At 53.1% G+C, this 21,056-nt stretch carries 19 protein-coding genes; 13 read left to right on the top strand and 6 right to left on the bottom strand.

What is annotated here, in order from left to right; genetic code table 11:
* Positions 1 to 25 precede the first annotated feature (25 nt).
* From ggt to bcp, 5 genes are all read left to right on the top strand, one after another.
* Positions 26 to 1,606 carry a gamma-glutamyltransferase gene (gene ggt / locus ACR9FF_RS28720; protein WP_435167343.1) on the top strand — a complete coding sequence of 527 codons (1,581 nt, stop codon included), beginning with the start codon at positions 26 to 28 and terminating at the stop codon, positions 1,604 to 1,606.
* A 30-nt stretch (positions 1,607 to 1,636) separates the two neighbouring features.
* Positions 1,637 to 2,824: an amidase gene (locus ACR9FF_RS28715; protein ID WP_435167340.1), complete on the top strand. Its 1,188-nt coding sequence runs from the start codon at positions 1,637 to 1,639 to the stop codon at positions 2,822 to 2,824.
* Positions 2,825 to 2,828: 4 nt separating this feature from the next.
* Positions 2,829 to 3,683 carry a fumarylacetoacetate hydrolase family protein gene (locus tag ACR9FF_RS28710; RefSeq protein ID WP_435167337.1) on the top strand — a complete coding sequence of 285 codons (855 nt, stop codon included), beginning with the start codon at positions 2,829 to 2,831 and terminating at the stop codon, positions 3,681 to 3,683.
* Between the two features lie 109 nt (positions 3,684 to 3,792).
* Positions 3,793 to 4,866 carry an asparaginase gene (locus tag ACR9FF_RS28705; RefSeq protein ID WP_435167334.1) on the top strand — a complete coding sequence of 358 codons (1,074 nt, stop codon included), beginning with the start codon at positions 3,793 to 3,795 and terminating at the stop codon, positions 4,864 to 4,866.
* Between the two features lie 25 nt (positions 4,867 to 4,891).
* Positions 4,892 to 5,353 (top strand): thioredoxin-dependent thiol peroxidase, encoded by a 462-nt coding sequence (bcp, locus tag ACR9FF_RS28700; RefSeq protein ID WP_435167331.1) that lies wholly within the window; start codon positions 4,892 to 4,894, stop codon positions 5,351 to 5,353.
* Positions 5,354 to 5,414: 61 nt separating this feature from the next.
* Here the strand turns inward: bcp and ACR9FF_RS28695 are convergent, their stop codons facing one another.
* A complete protein-coding gene (locus ACR9FF_RS28695) occupies positions 5,415 to 5,798 on the bottom strand; it encodes a VOC family protein (protein WP_164775512.1) in 384 nt (127 codons plus the stop codon).
* Between the two features lie 153 nt (positions 5,799 to 5,951).
* Between ACR9FF_RS28695 and ACR9FF_RS28690 the strand changes: the two genes are divergently transcribed.
* Positions 5,952 to 6,911, top strand: coding sequence for an aldo/keto reductase (locus ACR9FF_RS28690; protein WP_435167328.1), 960 nt, complete (start codon positions 5,952 to 5,954; stop codon positions 6,909 to 6,911).
* Between the two features lie 41 nt (positions 6,912 to 6,952).
* On the opposite strand, the gene ACR9FF_RS28685 is transcribed toward ACR9FF_RS28690, so the two are convergent.
* The 3 genes from ACR9FF_RS28685 to ACR9FF_RS28675 form a co-directional block, all read right to left on the bottom strand.
* Positions 6,953 to 8,041 carry an S-layer homology domain-containing protein gene (locus ACR9FF_RS28685; protein WP_435167325.1) on the bottom strand — a complete coding sequence of 363 codons (1,089 nt, stop codon included), beginning with the start codon at positions 8,039 to 8,041 and terminating at the stop codon, positions 6,953 to 6,955.
* Positions 8,042 to 8,178: 137 nt separating this feature from the next.
* Complete coding sequence (locus tag ACR9FF_RS28680) at positions 8,179 to 9,273, bottom strand: S-layer homology domain-containing protein (RefSeq protein ID WP_317978738.1); 1,095 nt, start codon at positions 9,271 to 9,273, stop codon at positions 8,179 to 8,181.
* Between the two features lie 180 nt (positions 9,274 to 9,453).
* Positions 9,454 to 11,307 (bottom strand): LTA synthase family protein, encoded by a 1,854-nt coding sequence (locus ACR9FF_RS28675; protein ID WP_435167321.1) that lies wholly within the window; start codon positions 11,305 to 11,307, stop codon positions 9,454 to 9,456.
* Between the two features lie 252 nt (positions 11,308 to 11,559).
* On the opposite strand from ACR9FF_RS28675, the gene ACR9FF_RS28670 reads away from it, so the two are divergent.
* A complete protein-coding gene (locus tag ACR9FF_RS28670; RefSeq protein ID WP_127496127.1) occupies positions 11,560 to 12,492 on the top strand; it encodes a D-alanyl-D-alanine carboxypeptidase family protein in 933 nt (310 codons plus the stop codon).
* A gap of 81 nt (positions 12,493 to 12,573) precedes the next feature.
* Here ACR9FF_RS28670 and ACR9FF_RS28665 read toward each other — a convergent pair whose 3' ends face one another.
* Positions 12,574 to 12,729 (bottom strand): DUF1540 domain-containing protein, encoded by a 156-nt coding sequence (locus tag ACR9FF_RS28665; RefSeq protein WP_132308684.1) that lies wholly within the window; start codon positions 12,727 to 12,729, stop codon positions 12,574 to 12,576.
* A gap of 117 nt (positions 12,730 to 12,846) precedes the next feature.
* Between ACR9FF_RS28665 and ACR9FF_RS28660 the strand changes: the two genes are divergently transcribed.
* The gene (locus tag ACR9FF_RS28660) at positions 12,847 to 13,812 is read left to right on the top strand and encodes a nucleoside hydrolase (RefSeq protein WP_435167317.1); all 966 of its coding nucleotides are present in this window, start codon (positions 12,847 to 12,849) and stop codon (positions 13,810 to 13,812) included.
* Here the strand turns inward: ACR9FF_RS28660 and ACR9FF_RS28655 are convergent, their stop codons facing one another.
* Positions 13,813 to 15,129, bottom strand: coding sequence for a deoxyguanosinetriphosphate triphosphohydrolase family protein (locus ACR9FF_RS28655; protein WP_435167314.1), 1,317 nt, complete (start codon positions 15,127 to 15,129; stop codon positions 13,813 to 13,815).
* Positions 15,130 to 15,284: 155 nt separating this feature from the next.
* Between ACR9FF_RS28655 and cls the strand changes: the two genes are divergently transcribed.
* The 5 genes from cls to ACR9FF_RS28630 all read left to right on the top strand — a co-directional run bounded on the left by cls (position 15,285) and on the right by ACR9FF_RS28630 (position 21,002).
* Complete coding sequence (cls, locus tag ACR9FF_RS28650) at positions 15,285 to 16,733, top strand: cardiolipin synthase (RefSeq protein WP_127496123.1); 1,449 nt, start codon at positions 15,285 to 15,287, stop codon at positions 16,731 to 16,733.
* A gap of 449 nt (positions 16,734 to 17,182) precedes the next feature.
* Positions 17,183 to 17,569 carry a Fur family transcriptional regulator gene (locus tag ACR9FF_RS28645; protein ID WP_127496122.1) on the top strand — a complete coding sequence of 129 codons (387 nt, stop codon included), beginning with the start codon at positions 17,183 to 17,185 and terminating at the stop codon, positions 17,567 to 17,569.
* A complete protein-coding gene (locus tag ACR9FF_RS28640; RefSeq protein ID WP_435167310.1) occupies positions 17,554 to 18,321 on the top strand; it encodes a winged helix-turn-helix domain-containing protein in 768 nt (255 codons plus the stop codon). Before ACR9FF_RS28645 ends, ACR9FF_RS28640 begins: the two co-directional genes overlap by 16 nt.
* 138 nt (positions 18,322 to 18,459) lie before the next feature.
* On the top strand, positions 18,460 to 19,917 hold the full coding sequence (locus ACR9FF_RS28635; RefSeq protein ID WP_435167307.1) for a catalase: 1,458 nt from the start codon (positions 18,460 to 18,462) through the stop codon (positions 19,915 to 19,917).
* Positions 19,918 to 20,021: 104 nt separating this feature from the next.
* The gene (locus ACR9FF_RS28630) at positions 20,022 to 21,002 is read left to right on the top strand and encodes an aldo/keto reductase (protein ID WP_435167304.1); all 981 of its coding nucleotides are present in this window, start codon (positions 20,022 to 20,024) and stop codon (positions 21,000 to 21,002) included.
* Positions 21,003 to 21,056: the final 54 nt, after the last annotated feature.

Below are 21,056 nucleotides of genomic sequence, written 5' to 3'. Positions count from 1 at the left end.
ACCTGACTTACGAGGTGGCATGGGGATGAAGAAGCCGGTTACGGGTACAAAAGCAATGGTTGTTAGTCCGCATCACTTGGCAACGGCGGCAGGCGCGCGCATGTTGGAGCGGGGAGGCAATGCGTTTGACGCGGCGGTTGCGGTCAGCGCTTGTCTGGCGGTTGTTTATCCTCATATGACGGGCGTTGGTGGAGATGCCTTTTTCCTCTCTTATCACGCTTCGGACGGGGAAGTGCGGGCTTACAATGCAAGCGGCCGGTCGGGAGCTGAGGCAACCATTGAAGCTTTTGCCGATGTGGAATCCATTCCGACAAGAGGACCGCGCAGCGCCATTACGGTGCCCGGCATGGTTGACGGCTGGTATGCGGTGCAGAACCGGTACGGCCGCTTAACGTTTGCGGAAGTGCTGGAGCCGGCAATATCGTATGCGTCGGAAGGCTTCCCGATGTCGCCCGATCAATATGAACATACCAAGCAGCATGCCGCCATGCTGGGGGAGCAGCCAACTACGGCTGAGATCTATATGCCCGGCGGGCGCGCCATTCCGGCTGGAGAAAGGTTTGTCCAGTCGAAGCTTGCGGCAACCTTAAGCACCATTGCGGAAAAAGGAAGGGACGGCTTCTACCGCGGAGATGTGGCTGAAGAGATTGCCCGTTTCCTGCAGGCCGAAGGCGGGCTGCTGACGGAGGAGGATTTCGCCGCGCATGGCGGCGAATGGGTGGAGCCCATCCGCGGCTCCTACCGCGGTTACGATATTTATCAGGTGCCGCCGAATTCGCAGGGGTTCACCGGCATAATGGCTTTGCAAATCCTGGAACAGTTTGACCTGGCCGCCATGGGGCATGGTTCTTATGAGTATTATCACGTGCTGACGGAGGCGCTGAAGCAGAGCTTCCGCGACCGCAACCGGTATTTGACGGATCCCGCCTTCTCGGCCGTTCCGCTTGACCGGCTGCTCAGCAAGGAATACGCGGCAGAGCTTGCGGCTTCGATTAAAAAGGATGCTGCCGCAGACATCAACAGCCAACCGGTCGGCAGCGATACCGCTTATGCGGCCGTTGTGGATGAGGACGGCAACGCAGTTTCTTTTATCCAAAGCTTATACTTTGAATTTGGCTCCGGTGTTGTCGCTGGTAATACAGGAGTGCTGCTGCAAAACCGCGGTTCGTTCTTCTCGCTTGACCCGAACCATATTAACAGGCTGGAGCCGCGCAAGCGGACCTTCCATACGCTGATGCCGGCAATGGCTTGCCTGAACGGCAAGCCGGGCTTCTTGTACGGTACGCAAGGCGGGGAAGGACAGCCGCAGACCCAGACGCTGATGCTGACGCGCATGATCGATTTTGGCATGAATCCCCAGCAGGCGGTCAGCGAGCCGCGTTTTGTATGGGGACGCACCTGGGGAGCGCCTACGCAGGAGCTGAAGCTGGAAGGACGTATTTCGGAAGAGACGGCCGAGAAGCTGGAGAAGGCAGGACATCTTGTCCGCAGGCTGCCGGATTTCGATGGGATAATGGGGCATGCTCATGCCATTGCGATAAATAAGGACGGCCTGCTGAGCGGAGGCGCGGACCCGCGCTGCGACGGTTCGGCCATCGGCTGGTAGACGGATGGATAGAGAGGGAGGGATTATTCCATGATCGATACGTACAAAGCGTTTGTACAGCCGGAGCTAGAGCTGCCGCCGGTTGGAGAAGGGCCGCTTGGCGGCCTGACATTTGCGGTAAAGGATGTATTTGCGATAAAAGGGTACACGAGCGGGGCCGGCAATCCGGATTGGCTGCGTACGCATTCGCCTTGGGAGAAGACGGCCTCCTCGATCAGCAAGCTGCTGGCATCGGGCGCGCGCCTCACCGGCACAACCCATACGGATGAATTGATGTACAGCATTAACGGTCAAAACGAACATTACGGTACGCCGGTTAATCCGAAGGCGCCGGACCGGATTCCGGGCGGCTCGTCCAGCGGCTCGGCGGTAGCGGTGGCGGCGGGTGCAGTCGACTTTGCGCTTGGCACGGATACGGGCGGCTCGGTCCGCGTGCCCGCCGCTTATTGCGGGATTTACGGATTCCGGCCGACGCATGACTTTGTTTCCATAGACGGAGTTATTCCGCTCGCTCCAAGCTACGATACCGTCGGCTGGATGGCAAGAGACATCTCTCTGCTGCGCCAAGTAGGCGAGGTCTTGTTAGCCGGGGCTGCCGATGAGGAAACGCCTCGGCAGGATTTGCGCAGACTGATCTTTGCCGAGGAAGCGTGGGAGAAGGCGGAGCCTTCCTGCCGCAAGGCGCTGGAGAGCGTCTGCATACAGCTTGTACAGACAGAAGGCATGACGCAGGAGTGGCGATCGGTCGCGCCGGAAGGTCTGGAAGCCTGGAGCCATGCGTTCCGCACGACGCAAGGTAGGGAAATCTGGCAGACGCATGGCGAATGGATTGTGAAGGAGAAGCCGGTGTTTGGCGAAAGCATTGGCGCGAGATTTGCTTCGGCAAGCGCGATAACGGGAGCGGAAGCCGAGAGGGACGGAGCGTTGCGGGAGATAATCCGGAAACGGCTGCGCGAGCTGCTTGGCGACGATGGACTACTCATCATTCCAACCATTCCGGGTACGGCGCCAAGCCGGACCATTCATGGGCCTGCCGTTGAAGAACGACGGTTCCGCACGATGCAGCTGTCTTGCATTGCGGGGCTGTCGGGGCTTCCGCAGGTAACGATTCCGGCGGGCGAGGTTGACGGCGCGCCAATCGCGTTGTCGGTTATAGCTGGCGCGAAGCAGGACCTTAAGCTGCTGCGCTGGGTGGAACGATTCGAGAAGGGGCGGTAGGACGATGAAGCTGGCAACGATTGTGCATGACGGATTAGAGCAGGGCAGCATAGCTGTGCCCGATGGATATGTAACGCTGGCGGAGTTGAATCGCGTCACAGGTTCAGATTGGCAGCCGGATGTATTTAGCTTGATCACAAGCGGCCAGCTGGCGGAGCTAACGGCCTGGTATAACGAAGGCGGTCAAGAGAAGTTAGCTTCATTGCCGTTCATTCCGGCACTGGAAGTAAGCGCCGCGCCGCTGTACCGCCATCCCCGCAAAATATGGGGAATCGGCATGAATTACACCGCGGATGCGAGTCAGCTTGCTGTCCTTCGCGAAGAAGAGCCCGTCAGCTTCATGAAGCCGGATACGTCCATAATCGGCGACGGCGAGGCTATTGTGCTGCCTGCCCAATCCGAGCGGGTAACCGCCGAAGCGGAGCTGGCGATTGTTATCGGCCGGACATGCCGGAACGTATCGGAAGACGAAGCGCTGCATGCCATTGCTGGTATAGCTTCGGCGATCGATACGACGGCGGCGGATATTCACGCCCGGCATATGCGGTATTTGACCCGGGCGAAAAGCTTTGATACGTTCTTCACCTTTGGCTCCGAGCTAATCACGCCGGATGAAGCGGGAGAGCTGAAGGAGCTTCAGGTGGAGACGTGGCATAACGGCGGGCTGGCGCATGCCGCCAAGCTGGCGAATATGATTTTTCCGCCTGCTTATCTGATTGCCTTCCACTCGCAGGTGATGACGCTGCTGCCGGGAGACGTTATCCTGACCGGTACGCCGGGTGCGGCCGTCATTCGGGGCGGCGATGTCGTCGAATGCCGGATCAACGGTCTATCGCCGCTGCGGAGCGGGGTTCGCTAATCGTTTGCTTGCAAGCTTCAAGTCCGGTTTAGTATGATTTAGGGTGCATATGGAGACGAATGAGTACAAGAACCATATGCCAATTGCTGAAACGGAGAGGGAGTTACAGATGAGCCAAATACTTGTGATGTTCACCGGAGGAACAATCGGCAGCAAGAACGATAACGGTGCGATTTCGGTGAATGAAGCAGGCTCCTACCATTTGATTGATGCTTACATGGCGAGCGCGCTGAAGCGGGATGCAGATCTTGAAACGGTTCAACCGATGAATATATTGAGCGAAAATATCGTGCCGTCGGACTGGAATACATTGATTGCGGCCATCCGAGCTGTTGATCAATCCAAGTACGACGGTATTATTGTGACGCATGGCTCGGATACGCTGGCCTTCTCGGCGGCGCTTCTCAGCTTTGTTTTATGCGACCTGACGATCCCGCTGGTTCTTGTAGCCAGCAATTATCCGCTTGGCGACAAGCGGGCGAACGGTCTGAGCAACTTTGCGGCAGCAGTGGACTTTATTTCGGAGGATGCGGCGCCGGGCGTATTCGTCATTTACCGCAATGATAAAGGGGAATCGGTCGTTTATCTCGGCAGCCGCATTACGCAATGCGAGTCGTTCACCGACCAGTTCGACAGCCCTTACAGCGTGCCTTACGGCACCATGACAGGCGGAAGACTGGTCCGTTACGACCATCCGTTTAACCCCGCTCACGATGAGCTCCGCACGCGTCAGCCGGAGAGCAGTCCGTGGCTGGAAGACGGCGAAGGCATCCAGTCCGGCATGCTGTATATCCGTCCTTTTCCGGGGCTGAATTATTCGTATTATGATTTCTCCGTGCATAAGCCAAAAGCCGTGCTGCATGACCTGTTCCACTCCGGAACGGCGAATGCAAGCGGGGCGGATTCCTATTCTCTCCTGCAGTTTGCCAAATATTGCGCGGAGCAAGGGGTGGACCTGTATCTATGTCCGCTCAAGGACAGCAGCGAAGCGATGTATGCTTCGTCTATTCTTCTGAAGGAAGCGGGAGCGGTCTTTATCGAGAACATGTCCGTCGAAGCCGCGCTTATGAAGCTGACTTTGGCCTACTCCCTGCCGCTTGGCAAAGAAGAGATTCAAGCCTTCGTTATGGAGCAGCCGCTGTTCTACGAATTTGTGGCTAATCGTGGTAAACTGGGCGTATAAAACGTTTGAGGAGAGGTGTTCATTCATGACGCAAGCGCAAGTAGGACAAGTTGTACCGGATTTCACCCTGCCGGCTTCTACGGGCGGCAATATCTCGCTGTCCGACTACAAGGGCAAAAAGCTGGTCATTTATTTCTATCCGAAGGACAATACGCCGGGCTGTACGGTGGAATCCTGCGATTTCCGCGATTACAACGGGCAGTTCAAATCGTATAATACGGAGGTTATCGGCATCAGTCCGGACGATCTGGCGTCGCATGACACCTTTATTAACGATTTTCAACTCCCTTTCCCGCTGCTAGCCGATACGGAGCATGAAGTATCCGAGCTGTTTGGCGTATGGAAGGAGCGCTCCTGGAACGGCGAAACGTTCATGGGGATTGAGCGCTCGACGTTCCTGATCGACGAGAACGGCGTACTGGCGCGCGAATGGCGCAGCGTATCGGTAGACGGCCACGTTCTTGAAGTGCTCGAAGCGGTAAAATAAGCAAAGATGAAAAAAGCCTCCAAATCCGCAAACGGTGGAAATGGAGGCTTCTTCTTATGTATTAACGCTGGAAAAATTCGATTCGTTCGCCTTCCGGACCGCTGATGAAGAAGTAACGGTAACCGTTAGGCAGCGTTGTAATGTCCTCGTCGATAAACGTTACGCTTGTCTCTTTCAAACGCGCGAATTCCGCATCCACATCGTCCACATGAATCGCGAAGTGGTGAACGCGGCCTTCAACGGGCAGCTCGCCGTTATAATGCTGAACTAATTCAATCTCCGTCTCGTCGGAATCCCCGAAGCCAAGGAAAGCCAGTTCAATAACGCCATTCGTATGAGTCAGACGGCCTTTCAGGGTCAGTCCTACAAACTCCTCGTAGAAGCGGATGGTTGCCTCCATATCCCTTACCATGATTCCAACGTGATCGACGCGTTTGCGTGCCATTTGCATTGCTCCTTCTCCTCTAGGTTGACCCCATCATAGGCATTCATTCTTTCGTTGTCAAGCAACGAAGGGGAGAGTATAATGAGAAATAATTCCAAGTAAGTAAATAGGTATTATATGATAAAAGGGCAACGGATAAAAGGAGGCAGAGGAGTGGAGACAAGAAGGCTAGGCGCAAGTGAGCTGTACCCGTCGGTTATTGGTTTTGGAGCGTGGGCTGCAGGCCGAAACGGCTGGGGAGTTGTAGAGGAGAAGGAGATCCGGCAGGCGATAGATAAAGCCATTGATCTGGGGATTACTTTTTTCGATACGGCTCCGGTATACGGATTCGGGGAATCGGAGAGAGTGCTGGGAAAAGCGCTTAAGGCCGTACGGGATAAGGTGATTATCGCCACCAAATGCGGTCTTGTCTGGGATGACCGTTACCAGGTCGATATCGATCTGTCCGGAGCAAGCCTTATCCGCGAGGTGGATGACAGTCTTCTTCGGCTGGATACCGATTATATCGATCTTTATCAGGTGCATTGGCCGGATCCTAAAGGCAAAGTGCCCATCGAGGAGACGTTTTCGGTTCTGAACGAGCTTGTCCAGGCAGGCAAAATCCGCAGCATCGGCGTATCGAATTTCTCCGTTCATCAGCTTGTGGCGGCGCAGTCCGTTGCCCCCATCGTCTCGCTTCAGTCCCCGTACAACCTGCTGCAAAGGCAGGTCGAGTACGCCGAGCTTCCTTATTCCGAGAAGCAGCAGCTGGGCTTTATCCCTTATAGTCCTTTGGCGCAAGGGCTGCTCACCGGCAAATTCAGCGCGGTTACGAAGTTCCGGGATGACGATATCCGCTCCTATGGCAATCCGCTCTACAAACGCGGCCAGTTCGAGGGGAATGTGCTGAAGGTGGAGCTGCTGCAAGGAATCGCGAGGTCCATTGGCAAGCCGCTTAGCCAGGTTGCGATCAATTGGCTGCTCTACAACAAGGCGGTTACAACGGTTATCGCCGGCGCCAAGACGGCTCTGCAGGTACAGGAAAATGCCGCCGCTTCCCGCTGGAAGCTGACCCGCGAGGATTATGAGCAGATCAGCCGTTTGTTTGAGCCGGACTCGTCATACGTCATATAAAACAAGAGGCTTGCGGATACCCGCAAGCCTCTTGTTCCTTATTATAATCCGAATTCATCTTCGCTATATTCGGGGTCATCTTCATACATGTAATAGATTTTCCAGCTGTTGTCCGGCATTTTTTTCAGATAGTAAGTCGCGTCCGTAGGGATGACCTCAGTGTGCGTCATGTCCGGGCCTTCCAGCTTCATGTTGATTTTGCCGCCTGTCGTATGAATAACGGCAAAACGGTTCGATTTGGAGACGACCTCATAACTTGCGGGCGCAGTCAGCTCAAATGCCATTTTATAGCCCTGCTCTTTCATAGCCGCGAGGTCCTCGCCGTCCCAGAAGCTGGCCGCCAGTTGATAACCGGTATAATATTGCGCCTGGATTTCGCCAAGCTTGCCGTATTCCTCCGCATTGACAGCTTCCGTTTCTTTAGCGTTTTCCTCGCTAATAACGGCGGTAAGCACGGCATCTTCGGGAAGATCGCTCTTCTGCAAATCAAGCGCGCGCTGAATCATAACAACGGCTTCCGCGCGAGTCGCGTTGGCGTAAGGCTTAAAGGTTGTTGCGCTAGCTCCGCGGACAATGCCGGCTTGGCTAGCTTTTGCAATGAAAGGTGTTGCGAAGTAATCCGGTACGTCGGAGAAGGACTTCGCTTCGCCTTCAAATTTGACGGAAGATTCGAAAGCACGGACCACCATCGTTGCGATCTCGCCGCGTTTAACGAGTTCATCAGGCCCAAAAGTCGTGTCGGTCAGACCGTTCACAACGCCAAGGGAGCTTGCGATCCGAATCGGCTCGGAGTACCACTTGCCGGCAGGAACGTCGGCAAAGGATTTGCCTGCTTCCTCGGTTGCCAGACCAAGCGCCCGTACCAGAATGGATACGAACTCCGCGCGGCTGATGGATAAGTCGGGCTTCAGATAAGTATCGCCGTAGGAGTCCGTATAGCCCTTGAGCAGATCCGCCGACACGAAGTTGTCCAGCGCTTCGTAAGCCCAATGCTCGTCGATATCCATCGGGATATAAGCATACAGGGTGTCTTCCGCGGAAGCAGCGCTAGCTTTGGATGCTTGAAACGGGAGTGCGAGCAGAAGTACTGCTGCCAGAAAAACAATAAGACTGCGGGTAAAAGCTTTCATTTCATATTCCTCTCTTATGTAAAGATATTGTAAAAATGACCCATACTGATACTACCAGATGAGAGGTTTTAGTACTAGAGAAAATAATTGGCATACAAAAAAGAAGGCTTGCGGGTATCCGCAAGCCTTCTTCGTTGTTATTCCGTGATTTCGTCCGTGCCGGATGCGTCAGCATCCGAAGCGAACAGATAGATTTTCCAGCTGTTGTCTTCCATTTTCTTCAGCAGATAATAGCCATCTCGTGGAATGGTCTGCGTTTGCGTATCGGCATCGGTTTTGCCTTTAACCGTTACTTTGTACGTGCTGCCTGTTGCATGAATGGTTGCGAAACGGTCTGTCTTCAATTCGATATCATACTTTTGCGGAGTCAGCATTTCCAAAGTAAGCGTGTAGCCTTCCTTGGCCAGCTCCGAGTAATCCTGGTATTCAAAGGCGTTCTCAGCCTTAGCGTAACCCGTCATATAGCTATCCAGCACGCCGCTTAGCTTAGCGAAGTCCTGCGAGTTAACAACCTCGGCTTCTTTTGCCTCGAATTCATCAATCAGAGCGGTAAGTGCCGCGTCTTCAGGCAGATTGCTCGCTTGCAGATCAAGCGCGCGTTGAACCATAACGACTGCTTCCGCGCGGGTTGCGTTAGCGTACGGCTTAAACGTTGTCGCGGTTGCGCCGCGAACGATGCCCGCCTGGCTTGCTTTCGCAATAAACGGAGTTGCGAAGTATTCCGGTACGTCGGAGAAAGTCTTCGCTTCGCCTTCGAACTTAACGGAGGATTCGAACGCGCGAACGACCATGGTAGCGATCTCGCCGCGTTTGATCAGTTCGTTAGGACCAAAGGTTGTCTCGGTCAGGCCGTTAACGATGCCGAGGGAGCTTGCAATCCGAATCGGCTCGGAGAACCATTTGCCAGCAGGAACGTCAGCGAAGGTTTTGCCGGTTTCCGTTGTAGTCAGGCCAAGCGCGCGAACCAAAATGGCTACGAACTCCGCACGGCTAACGGACAGATCCGGTTTAATCATCGTATTGCCTTCCGAATCAAGGGAGCCCTTGAGCAAATCGGCATTAACGAAGTTGTCGAGCTCGTCATATGCCCAGTGATCTTCGATATCACCAGGGTAGTATGTGCTCAGCGTTTCTTCCGCCGATGCAGCACTTACTGTGGAAGCCTGGAACGGAAGCGCGAGCAGCACAAAGGCCGCCAGGAAAACAATAAAACTACGGGAAAAAGTTTTCATTTCGTATTCCTCTCTTATGTAAGAATTTTGGAAATAGACCCTTACTGATACTATCAGATGCGAGAGGATTGTACTAGAGAAAATTAGTAGATTAAGCCGGAAATAGCTAAAATAAATCCTTGGAACCAGTGCGCAAAAAAACCGATCCTTAATAACTAAGGATCGGTTTTTTCTGTCGAATCATTTCCAATTGGGAAGCTGGCTCACATAGCTGTCGGACAGCTTCAGCAGCTCCAGCGCGCGGTTAAATTCGTCCGCCGAGTCAAGAGACACGGTGCTGGCACCCGAGAGCGGAAGATGCGTGCCGTCCTCGTATCCGCTGCCGGAGAGGAACAGCTCATCGCTGCTGACGAATGAACCGGTCGGCAGATAATAACGCTGCGGCAGCAGGTTAACCGACGTGTTGTTCAGAATATCCTGACCGAAATGAATCTGGTCGTCCAACGGGAAGCCTAACAGGTTCGCAACCGTAGGCAGAATATCGACCTGGCCGCCCAGCTGGCTGTAAACTTTCGGCTCGGTGATGCCGGAGGCCGAAATAATAAGTGGTATGTTAATCATGTCGGCAGAGCCGTAGTCATGCCCGTAAATTTCTTTCATTAATTCCTTGTCATCCCGGTCGAGCGAGTAAATCGGCAAGCCAAGATGATCGCCGTACAGCACGATCACGCTGTTATCCCAAATGCCGCGCTGCTTCAGATCGTCTATGAACAAGCCAAGCGCGTAATCCGCATAGTTCTGGGCGCGGATATAATCGCCCACGAAGGTATTCTCGTACCGCTTCGGAAGCTCCATCTTATATTTTCGCTCCGGAATGGTGAACGGATGATGGGAAGACATGGAGATGACCTGCGCATAAAACGGCTTGTCGCCTTGATCCATTTTCTCCAGCTCGGCTGCGGTTTTGGCGTACAGCACTTCGTCGGAGGCCGCGAAGAAAACGGAATCCTCGTCGCCGAAAAACTCTTTGTCATAGTAACGGTTGAAGCCAAGCGCTTTGTACAGCTCGCTGCGGTTCCAGAACTCCACGACGTTAGTATGGAAGGTCGCCGTATCATAACCATGCTGCTGCATCAATCTCGGAAGGCTGGGCAGCTCTTTCTTCGGGTAGACCTGAGTAGCCGCGCCGTTTGGCGGTATATAATAAGAGGTATTAACAACAAACTCGGCATCCGACGTATTGCCCTGCCCAACGCCTTGATAGAAGTTGTTGAAGTAGTAGCTTTCATTGGCCAGCTTATTCATGTTAGGCGTAATTTCCTGGCCGTCGATCTTCAGATTGATAAGGAAGTTTTGGAACGATTCCATCTGGATAATGATCAGATTTTTGCCGGAGGCCGCATTCCACAGCTTCGGGGAAGCCGGCTTTTGAATCTGCTTAATATCATCGATCTTAGCCTGCGTAATTTCGGACGGATTGACGAGCTCCTGCTTTTTATTGGATAAAATCGTATAAGCCTCGTAATTAAGAATGCCCATCTGCTCCGCTTTGACGATCTCGTTCATGCTTGCGCGGTTCGGTAAAATGTTAAACAGGCAAAGCGCAAGGGAAACGCCAAACAAGGTAGCAAGCACGCTTCTGCTGACGCGTTTTTGGCTGGCCGCCTTCCAGTACTGTCCCTTTCGGCGCCGGATCAAATAATAACCCATGACAACGATATCAATAAAGACGAGCAGATAGTAAGGGTCCATCAGAGAGAAGACGCTGTTGCTGACGGCCGTAACTTGGTTGACCTGATTAAGAGCTGAGTAGGTAACGATAACGCCGTAATATTTGTAATACATAAGGACCGCGAACAGGATGCCGGTCATGAGCAGGTTGGCGCTTAAATAATAGACGAGCTTTCGTTTGGTAGCGAACCATTCAATCAGACAGAACACGATTAACGCAAACGGGACTTCCTTGAGCAGAGTTGTCCAGTTAGGACCACCAAAGACGACCATCCAGGTTAGAAAGCTCTTAAGCAGAACAATCAGTGAGAATGCGAGAATGGGTCGTTTGCTGAAAAGCCTTTTTGGTGCTAGATTTGACACGTTTTCGCCGCCCTTCACAATAAAACAGGCTTCTCACTAAGCAGCCTGTCCCATAATGTCTTATATCTCTATTGTAATCATTATGCTTGGCTGGAAGAGGAATGTCAAAGTCATGCCAGTCTGTCAGGGATGGCAAAATGACGTAAACAAATGTTGCAACTTTTTAAGACATTATCGAGTCTATTCGTTTATAGTAGAGAGGAAAGAACGTACGCGTTCCTAAACAAAACAAGCAACAATAAGGAGAGCAGCATGAGAAGAAACGTACAAAGACGAAAAAGACGCGGATTAGCTTTTCTGGCGGTATGCGTGGTTGCTATAGCAGTCATTCTGTTTATCCGCTACGAAAATTTGACGGCCGAGGCTCCGGAAGAGACAGCGGCTAATAGCCAGACTTCAGAACAACCTTCTCCCGCGGCATCGGATGAACCTGCGGTTTCGGACGAGCCAACGGATACACCAACGGATACGCCGTCCGACGAACCATCGGACACGCCTACCGATACCCCGTCTGAGAAACCGTCGGACAAGCCTTCCGATACGCCGGCTGACAAGCCTGCAATTGCTACGGCAGGGGAAGAGGATGGCTACGCGGTTGTCGCTCAGCCTGCAAGCATAGCCGTGCTGGTGGACAAGCAATACAAGCTGCCGGACAATTACGAGCCTAAGGATCTGGTTTATCCGGATGTCCGCTTTACGTTCAGCGAGAAGATCGACAAACGCAAAATGCGCAAGGAAGCGGCGGGCGCCCTGGAAGATCTGTTTGCCGGCGCAGAGAAAGATGGCATTTACCTGGCCGGCGTCTCGGCTTACCGTTCGCAGGCAACGCAGAAGACGCTCTTTAACCGCTATGTGAAGAAAGACGGCCTGGAGAAGGCGTTGACTTACAGCGCATTCCCCGGTACAAGCGAGCATCAGACCGGTCTTGCGATTGACGTATCCGGCAGTGATGGCAAATGCGCGGCCGAGGATTGCTTCGGCGGTACGCCAGAAGCCGAGTGGCTGGCTGATCATGCGCCGGAGTACGGATTTATTATCCGCTATCCAGAGGGCAAGGATGCAATTACGGGCTACAAATACGAGCCATGGCATATTCGTTATGTAGGGAAGGAATTAGCGAAGGAGATTGACGAGAAGGACTTGACTCTGGAGGAGTATTATAACGCGGTTCCGGTATCAAAATAATAAAGCCGAATGGGACGGCGCTCAGTATCCAATGCGTGTAATTCATACACGGCAAAGGGCTGTGCGCCGTTACCCGTTCTTTTAGATCTTTGGCTCAAACGTTTTGCAGTCGGTTTCTTCCGAGTTGCTAGCTTGTTTGGAACGGTTGTTCACTACATAAATGGAGGAAGCAGCGCAATGATTGCCTGCAGCCCAATACTTGCAGGAGTTTACTTCGCACAGTACATCTTTAGCCATGAAAAATCACCATCCTTAACTCGTATTGCCCAGTGGCCATATAGGGCCGGATACGGGCTCATACTTAGGATGGACAAACGCAAAGCCGTTTTATACTTATGAAGGGATGGAACAACAATGGGAAAAAAGCTTTATTTTAATCATGACGCGGGGGTTGACGATCTTGTATCGCTGTTTCTCGTTCTGCAGATGAAGGATGTCGAATTGATCGGAGTATCGGTTATTCCGGCAGACGGATATTTGGAGCCGGGGATGGCGGCAAGCCGCAAAATCATCGACCGTTTCGGAGCGCCGGGAGCAAGCGGCACAGTGGAAGTGGCCCGCTCGAATTCGAGAGGACGCAATCCGTTTCCGGCGGAATGGCGGATGCATACGTTTTTCGTGGATGCGCTGCCGATTCTGAACGAACCTGGCGTTATCCATACGCGCGAGGCGGGGTTGCCTGCCCATAAGCATATGATCCAGCAGCTGCTGGCGTCCGATGAGCCCGTGACTCTGCTGTTCACCGGTCCGCTGACGGACTTGGCGAGAGCGCTTGACGAAGCGCCGGAGATTGAGGAGAAGATCGACAAGCTGGTATGGATGGGCGGTACCTTTAACGAAAAAGGAAACGTTCAAGAGCCGGAGCATGACGGTACGGCGGAGTGGAACGCGTTCTGGGATCCGGAAGCTATGGATCGCGTATGGAACAGCGGGATCAAGATCGAGCTCGTAGCGCTGGAAAGCACCAATAAAGTGCCGCTTACCGTGCCGGTGCGCAACCGTTGGGCCTCGCTTCGGAGGCATGCCGGGCTGGATTTCGTGGGGCAATGTTATGCCGCATGTCCGCCGCTTGTCTTTATGGAAACCAACTCCACTTACTACTTGTGGGATGTTCTGACAACTGCGGTCGTAGGTGATCCTAGCCTAGTCGAAATGAAGACCGTCCACAGCGCCGTTATCGCTGACGGCCCTAGTCAAGGGCGAACAGTCGAGACGGCGGATGGACGGCCAGTAAGCCTTGTATACGACGTGGAGCCGGAACGGTTCTTCGATTACATTACTTCGCTGTCGCAGAACGCTGTGCTGAATCCGGCGGAATAGTTAGTCCATTTCATAAATCGAACCGGATTTGCTCGCGTACAGCTCGGCATAGACCTTCTCCGCATACGCATCGGTCATGCCGGAAATATAGTCTGCGATAAAGCGGGCCCAGGTCCAACTGTGCTTGTGCTGCTCGAAGCTTGCCACCCAGTCCGGCGGCAGAATCAAGCGGCCTTGCTCGGGCCTTTTGAAGCTGTCCCACAGACGGCGGATCATGATTTCGCTGCGCATTTGCAGCCGCTGTACGCGGAAATCCTTAATCAGCGTTACCCACGCAAGCTTCTTCAATATTTCCATCGTGCGCAGCAGGTCGATATCCTGCTGGCCATCCAGCACGAACGTTACCTTCTTCCAGCCTTTTACCGGATCCTCGATAATACCGACGCGCCCGGCAAATACGCTGACCCACCGCGCTTTCATCTCCCTGCGCGTTCTGGACGATTCATGATCGTACAGGGCATAAAGCTCTTCCCATTGCTGCAAATAAGCGGCAAGCACCCGCTTGACCATCGCCGGAATATCCACCTGATCCCAGCCCACGTCCATGTTGCCTTGATCTTCGACGATTTCCTGCACCAGATTGTCGATCAGACGCTGATCCTCAAAGAAGGTGCGGTTCATTTGGATTTTGCCGGCGCGGATGCCGTCTTCAATATCATGGGTGGAATAAGCGATGTCATCGCATAGGTCCATCAGTTGAGCTTCCAAGGTGGAGCAGCCCGCGGGCATTGCCCATTGCTGGCGGATATGATGAATGGCATGCCATTCGGAGCTGTACAACCCCTTCAGCCTGCCCGGTTCGTCCAGGGAATAAGGGTATTTATTGACCGCAAGCAGCACGGCTGCCGTCAGATCCAGGCCGCTGCCGCTGCCGGCGCGTTTCTCCAGAAACATAAGGATGCGGAAGTTTTGCGCGTTGCCCTCGTAGGCAAGGCCATGCTCCTCGAGCAATAGGCGGTTCAGCACCTCTTCGCCTTTATGGCCAAACGGCGGATGCCCGAGATCATGGGCAAGCGCTGCGATTTCCACGACGGACGGATCCATGATGAGGCCGGGATGCTCTTTTTTGCTCAGAAAAGGGTACTGCTTCCCCAGGCGTCTCGCCACTTCGCGCGCAATCTGCGATACCTCCAGGGAATGGGTTAATCTCGTCCGGTAATAGTCGCCCGATCCGGCACCAAACACTTGGGATTTGCCTTGCAGCCGCCGGAAAGCGGGAGATTGAATAAGTCTGGCGTAATCCCGTTCGTATTCGTCGCGTTCTTCGCTGAATGTGCCGAGCGCTGGTTCGTCTAATCGAAATTTGCGTAAGTCCATGGTTTTTCCTCCTATGCCGCCCGCACTTTTTTTTCTGAAAATTGTAACATATTTGTTTCATAATAAGAATGTTTGTGTAAGGTTTGAACATCTTTCCTGCTTGAGGTATGCTCTAGTTAATGTTTTTATCCATATATTGAGGGGCTCGTCTAGCTATGAATGTCTTACAGGATGTTTCCACGGTCTTTATCGTCTTGAATATATTGCTGGCATTGACCGTTATTTTCCTCGAGCGGAAGGATGCGAGATCGACGTGGGCCTGGCTGATGGTGCTGTATTTCCTGCCGGGGGTCGGATTCGTGCTTTATCTTATTCTCGGGCAGCGGCTGCGCAAGCGGAAGCTGAACAAGATGTTGCTCGAAAGCCAGCGTATTATTGAAGATTCGATTGAAGCTCAGAAGCTTCAATTAGAGGAGCGGCACATTATTTTTAACGATCCCGCTACCATTAATTATCAGAGCATGATTCATATGAATCTGGTAGGCAGCTATTCCTTGTATACGCAGAACAATGCGGTACAGATCTTCACGACGGGGAAAAGCAAGTTCGATGCGCTGCTGCGCGATATCGAGTCCGCACAACATCATATTCACCTTGTCTATTACATTGTGCGTGACGATAAGCTTGGCAACCGCCTGATCCAGGCGCTGGTGGAGAAAGCGAAGCAGGGGGTGCAGGTTCGGTTCCTGTACGACCATATCGGCAGCAAGGGTCTTCCGCGGAAGTTTTTTAAGGAGCTGCGCGAAGCAGGCGGGCAGGCGGCAGCCTTTTTCCCTTCCCGGATTCCATACTTGAATCTCAAGATCAATTTCCGGAATCATCGCAAGCTTGTTATTGTGGACGGGCGGATCGGCTATATCGGGGGCTTCAATATCGGGGATGAGTATATGGGGCGCGACAAGTATTTCGGCGAATGGCGGGATACGCATCTGCGTCTCGAGGGAAGAGCTGTTCTGCAAATGCAGGCACAGTTCCTGATGGACTGGAATCTGGCTTCCTCGGGAATGGTGGAGCTTGATTATCATTACTTCCCGCGCCACTTCCAAGCTGTGGGGACGATCGGCATGCAGGTCGTGGCGAGCGGACCGGATTCGGAATCCCAGCAGATTAAGGATGCTTACATCAAGATGATCTATTTCGCGAAAAAGAGCATCTGTCTGCAGACGCCTTATTTCGTCCCGGACGAGAGTCTGATGACGGCGCTCAAGACGGCGGCTATGTCGGGGATTGAAGTGAAGGTCATGCTGCCGGGCAAGCCCGATCATTTCTTCGTGTATTGGGCAACCCATTCGTATTTAAACGAGCTGCTCGCTGCGGGAGGCAAATGCTACATTTACGAACGGGGCTTCCTGCACGCGAAGACGCTTGTCATTGACGGTCAGCTTGCTTCCGTCGGTACCGCCAATATCGACAACCGGAGCTTTAAGCTGAACTTCGAGATGAACGCCTTTATCTATGACAGCGCAACGGCAGGCGAACTGGAGAGATTATTCGACCTTGACCTGCAGGATTGTCATGAATTAACCTTCGAGGATTATTTGAAGCGGCCTCTTATGAACAAGTTCAAAGAGTCCATTGCCCGGCTGTTATCGCCTATTCTATAAAATGCGCACGCAAAAAGGGATTCCGCTTATCAATGATAACCGGAATCCCTTTACCTTTCTGAATCGCAATTATTCAATTCCGTAACGCTCCATTCTACAACTTGCGTTGCCTTAATCTTGCTAACGAATAAGTATTAATCGGACCTAAGTGACAAGAGACGAATTTGAGTTCCCGCATGTCCGGTTTACCTTGCGATCTCCTTTCCGGAAATAGTGAGGACATGCATCGCTAACTTACTTCAATGGTCTATCCCCTCTCGTGTGGTGTAGGTCTATCATAAACTATTATTTTAATTTTGTAAATATTCTGATAATTATTTTTCGTAAAGTTTGGCTACTCCTTCTAAGGAGGGAGAATAGCGCATATAGGCAGTGAGTTCCGGTTGATCTTCCTAACTCTTAGATTTATACTTAGTCTAAATTAACTTGTATTAAAGGAATGAATGATGATGACCAAGCTAAATTTAACCGTACAGCGCAAAACGATTCTCGAGGCGATTCAGGAGTCTCATGATCACCCGACAGCGGCGGATATTATTGAAAGACTACGCGACAAGGGCGTCAGCTTTGCCTACGGGACGGTATACAATTCGCTCCGTTATTTGACCGACGCCGGACTTATTCGCGAGCTTAAGCTAGGCGAGGCCGTCAGCCGCTATGATGCCAGAATGGACGATCACCATCATATTATGTGCAAAGAGTGCGGGCGCGTAGAGGAAGTGTTGACCGAGCTGCCCGAGGAATGGCTGAAGAAAATCGCCGCGGAAACCAATTTTAAAGTTCAGGACGCACACGTTGTATTAGAGGGGGTATGCGAATTATGCGCCAGCAAGTAGAGGATAACCGTATGGAGGGGCCGCCATCCGGCGAGTCGATAGCGGGGAAGGCCTGTTCCCTGACCAAGCGGATTATGACGGTTAGTCCTTTTCCCGAACGGATGAGCAGCCTTCTGCATCTACTTACGGCGGAATGCTTCGATCTGTTCTCGCTCCACGATTTGAACAAGGCTTTCGTCAGCAGCCTGCAGCCGGAGCTGATTATTTACGATGCCACACCGCACCCGCTTATTCCCAATGCCGTAGATGCCCTTCATGCGGCGATGACGCAGACTTCTCCCATCAACGGCGCATCCCTTCTGTATCTGGTTCACGAGGATGCCCGGGTTATGGCAGCGGCTATTCCGAAACACGCCGAGCTGCTTGTATGGCCCTCGAATCCGCAGGAAGCCCTTAACCAGATTAACCGGATGCTCGGCGAGTGGAAGGCTCCCGACCTGTCCAGCTACCGGTTCAAGGACCTGACCGTTGACCTGAAGAAAATGAAGGTGTTCCGCGGCGGCGAGCGGATTGAGCTGACCAAGACGGAATACGATCTTCTCCTTATGTTTCTAACCTCGGGCGGAGCGGTGCTCACGCGCGAAGCGATGTTTGACGCGGTATGGGGAAGCCAGTATTTCGGGGGCAGCAATGTCGTGGATGTGCATATCAAGACGCTCCGCCGCAAGCTGAAGGACAGCGCGGTAGCGCCTCATTATATCGCGACCGTTCGCGGAGTCGGCTATCGGCTGGTAGAAGAGCGGGGCAATTAAGAGGGAGTGCAGGGACCTTCTTCATCTGTTCTTCATTAGGTTTTCATCCAACGTTCATGACAGCGTTGATCCGTAAACGTACAATAGGATTATAAGATTTAGATCAAGTCTAAGTATAAATAATCCGGAGGTACCGATATGATCAACCGTTTAACGACTAATCAAGGCACGCCAGTTGGCGATAACCAAAACTCCAGGACAGCGGGACAACGCGGCCCGGCACTTTTGGAGGATTACCATCTGATCGAGAAGATTGCCCATTTTGACCGCGAGCGTATTCCGGAGCGCGTCGTGCATGCTCGCGGAGCTGGCGCACATGGCGTATTCCGGACCGGAAACAGCATGAGTGCCTATACGAAAGCAGCTTTCCTGCGGGAAGCGGGAAAAGAAACGGATGTATTTGTCCGGTTCTCCACCGTTATCCACGGAACGGGTTCGCCGGAGACGGCACGCGATCCTCGCGGTTTTGCGGTAAAGTTCTATACGGAGGAAGGCAACCTGGATATCGTCGGCAACCACCTGCCGGTCTTCTTCATCCGCGATGCGATTAAATTCCCGGACATGGTGCATTCGCTTAAGCCGTCTCCGCGCACGAATATTCAAGAGCCGGAGCGCTATTGGGATTTCATGACGCTGTCGCCGGAATCGACCCATATGCTCACTTGGTTATTCTCCGATGATGGTACCCCAGCTTCCTACCGCGAAATGGATGGCTTTGGCGTTCACGCGTTCAAGTGGATTAATGAGGATGGCAAAATAACGTATGTGAAATACCATTGGAAGTCGAAGCAGGGAGTCCGCAACTTCACGGCTGCCGAAGCCGGCGAGATGCAAGGCAAGGATTTCAACCATGCGACACGGGATTTGTACGATTCCATTGAACTAGGCCGCTACCCCGAATGGGATTTGCATGTGCAGCTGATGCCGGTCGAGCATCTGGACCGTTACTCGTTCGATCCGCTTGATCCAACGAAGATTTGGCCGGAGGATATGTACCCGCTGCTGCTTGTCGGCACTATGCAGCTGAACCGCAATCCGGACAATTATTTTGCCGAAGTCGAGCAGTCCGCTTTTTCGCCTAGCGCCGTAGTCCCGGGCATTGAGCCTTCGGAAGACAAGCTTCTCCAAGGCCGTCTGTTCTCGTACCCGGATGCGCAGCGCTACCGTCTTGGCGCCAACTATCTTCATATTCCGGTCAACTGCCCTTACGCGCCGGTTCGCAACCATCAGCGTGATGGCGCGATGACGATGAAAGCCGATCCTTCAACCGTTAACTATGAGCCAAGCAGCTCTTCCGACAGCCCGCGGGAAGCTCAAGAGTACAAGGACAGCAGCACCCCGTTGCATGGCTATGCCGGACGTCAGAAGATCGACAAGACCGACGATTTCACGCAGGCAGGGGAGCGTTACTTGTCGCTGCCGCCGGAGCAGCGGGATCATCTGGTCAGCAATCTGGTAAACGACCTGAAGCAAACAAGCGAAAATATCCAGCTGCGTGCCGTATGCAACTTCTTCCGCGCTAACGTGGAATTCGGTATCCGCCTTTCGAAAGGGCTTGACGTAGATATCAGCGCATATATGCAGCACCAGCGTTAATCATAGAAAAGTTAAGCGGCCGAAGCCGATCGATTGACGATTGAGCTTCGGCCGTTATTTTTGTTACACTATCCTCGTAACCGATTACATAGTGAGGTGAGAGGATGCAATATCGCGGGTTAGGTTCATCGGAATTGAAAGTTAGCGAGATCAGCTTCGGAACATGGGCGATTGGCGGTGCCTGGGGCAACGTCAACGATAAGGAATCGCTCTTGGCGCTTGAGGCTGCCATCGATAAAGGCGTCAACTTTTTTGATACGGCCGACGTGTACGGCGACGGCCACAGCGAGCAGCTGCTCGCGCAGGCGACCAAAGGCCGCGAAGATCAGATTTACATTGCGACGAAATTTTGCCGCGCTGGAGATATTCATGATCCTGCGACTTACTCGGAGGCTTCGGTACGCGCTTATTGCGAAGCCAGTCTGAAGCGTCTCGCGCGCGAGCGGATTGACCTGTACCAGATCCATTGCCCGCCAATGTCGATCTTGAAGGATGGAAGCGTGTTCGAGGTGCTGGACAAGCTGCAGCAGGAAGGCAAAATCCGTCATTACGGCGTAAGCGTGGAATCGGTGGAGGAAGGTCTCTTCTGCCTGGAGCAGCCGAATGTGCGCGCGCTTCAGGTTATTTATAATATTTTCCGCCAGAAGCCGCTTGAGCTGCTCAATGAAGCGCGTCGGCGCGGAGTGGGAATCTTGGTTCGCCTGCCGCTTGCGAGCGGTCTGCTGACCGGTAAGTTCACGGCTTCGTCCACTTTCGAAGCGGATGACCACCGCCGCTTTAACGAGAACGGCGAAGCGTTTAACGTGGGGGAGACATTCGCCGGACTAGGCTTTGCCAAAGGCGTCGAGCTGGCCGACCAGCTGCGCTGGATTGAGGAGGGCCGCGGCAATATGACGCGCGCTTCGCTGCGCTGGCTGCTTGATCATGAAGCCGTCACCTGCGTGATCCCGGGCTTCCGGAACGTCCGTCAGGTGGAAGACAATCTTGCGGCTCTGGACGTGCCTTCGTTTACGGCGGAAGAGCGCGAGCGTCTGGCGGCATTCTATAACGAACAGGTCCATCCGTTTATCCGCGGATCGTACTGATTGGATCGTCCGGCAAGCAATAACTTGCGGGCGCGGAACGTTTGCACTGTTGAA

Origin of the sequence: Paenibacillus glycanilyticus, from assembly GCF_051200795.1 — a bacterium.
Taxonomy (GTDB): domain Bacteria; phylum Bacillota; class Bacilli; order Paenibacillales; family Paenibacillaceae; genus Pristimantibacillus; species Pristimantibacillus glycanilyticus.
The sequence above is the reverse complement of the archived record's forward strand: the minus strand, read 5'-3'. Positions and strand labels throughout refer to the sequence as shown.

Coding starts and splice junctions, on each gene's coding strand:
- ggt (WP_435167343.1), top strand. CDS start 26: ATGAAGAAGCCGGTTACGGGTACAAAAGCAATGGTTGTTAGTCCGCAT.
- ACR9FF_RS28715 (WP_435167340.1), top strand. CDS start 1,637: ATGATCGATACGTACAAAGCGTTTGTACAGCCGGAGCTAGAGCTGCCG.
- ACR9FF_RS28710 (WP_435167337.1), top strand. CDS start 2,829: ATGAAGCTGGCAACGATTGTGCATGACGGATTAGAGCAGGGCAGCATA.
- ACR9FF_RS28705 (WP_435167334.1), top strand. CDS start 3,793: ATGAGCCAAATACTTGTGATGTTCACCGGAGGAACAATCGGCAGCAAG.
- bcp (WP_435167331.1), top strand. CDS start 4,892: ATGACGCAAGCGCAAGTAGGACAAGTTGTACCGGATTTCACCCTGCCG.
- ACR9FF_RS28695 (WP_164775512.1), bottom strand. CDS start 5,798: ATGGCACGCAAACGCGTCGATCACGTTGGAATCATGGTAAGGGATATG.
- ACR9FF_RS28685 (WP_435167325.1), bottom strand. CDS start 8,041: ATGAAAGCTTTTACCCGCAGTCTTATTGTTTTTCTGGCAGCAGTACTT.
- ACR9FF_RS28680 (WP_317978738.1), bottom strand. CDS start 9,273: ATGAAAACTTTTTCCCGTAGTTTTATTGTTTTCCTGGCGGCCTTTGTG.
- ACR9FF_RS28670 (WP_127496127.1), top strand. CDS start 11,560: ATGAGAAGAAACGTACAAAGACGAAAAAGACGCGGATTAGCTTTTCTG.
- ACR9FF_RS28665 (WP_132308684.1), bottom strand. CDS start 12,729: ATGGCTAAAGATGTACTGTGCGAAGTAAACTCCTGCAAGTATTGGGCT.
- ACR9FF_RS28660 (WP_435167317.1), top strand. CDS start 12,847: ATGGGAAAAAAGCTTTATTTTAATCATGACGCGGGGGTTGACGATCTT.
- ACR9FF_RS28655 (WP_435167314.1), bottom strand. CDS start 15,129: ATGGACTTACGCAAATTTCGATTAGACGAACCAGCGCTCGGCACATTC.
- cls (WP_127496123.1), top strand. CDS start 15,285: ATGAATGTCTTACAGGATGTTTCCACGGTCTTTATCGTCTTGAATATA.
- ACR9FF_RS28645 (WP_127496122.1), top strand. CDS start 17,183: ATGACCAAGCTAAATTTAACCGTACAGCGCAAAACGATTCTCGAGGCG.
- ACR9FF_RS28640 (WP_435167310.1), top strand. CDS start 17,554: ATGCGCCAGCAAGTAGAGGATAACCGTATGGAGGGGCCGCCATCCGGC.
- ACR9FF_RS28635 (WP_435167307.1), top strand. CDS start 18,460: ATGATCAACCGTTTAACGACTAATCAAGGCACGCCAGTTGGCGATAAC.
- ACR9FF_RS28630 (WP_435167304.1), top strand. CDS start 20,022: ATGCAATATCGCGGGTTAGGTTCATCGGAATTGAAAGTTAGCGAGATC.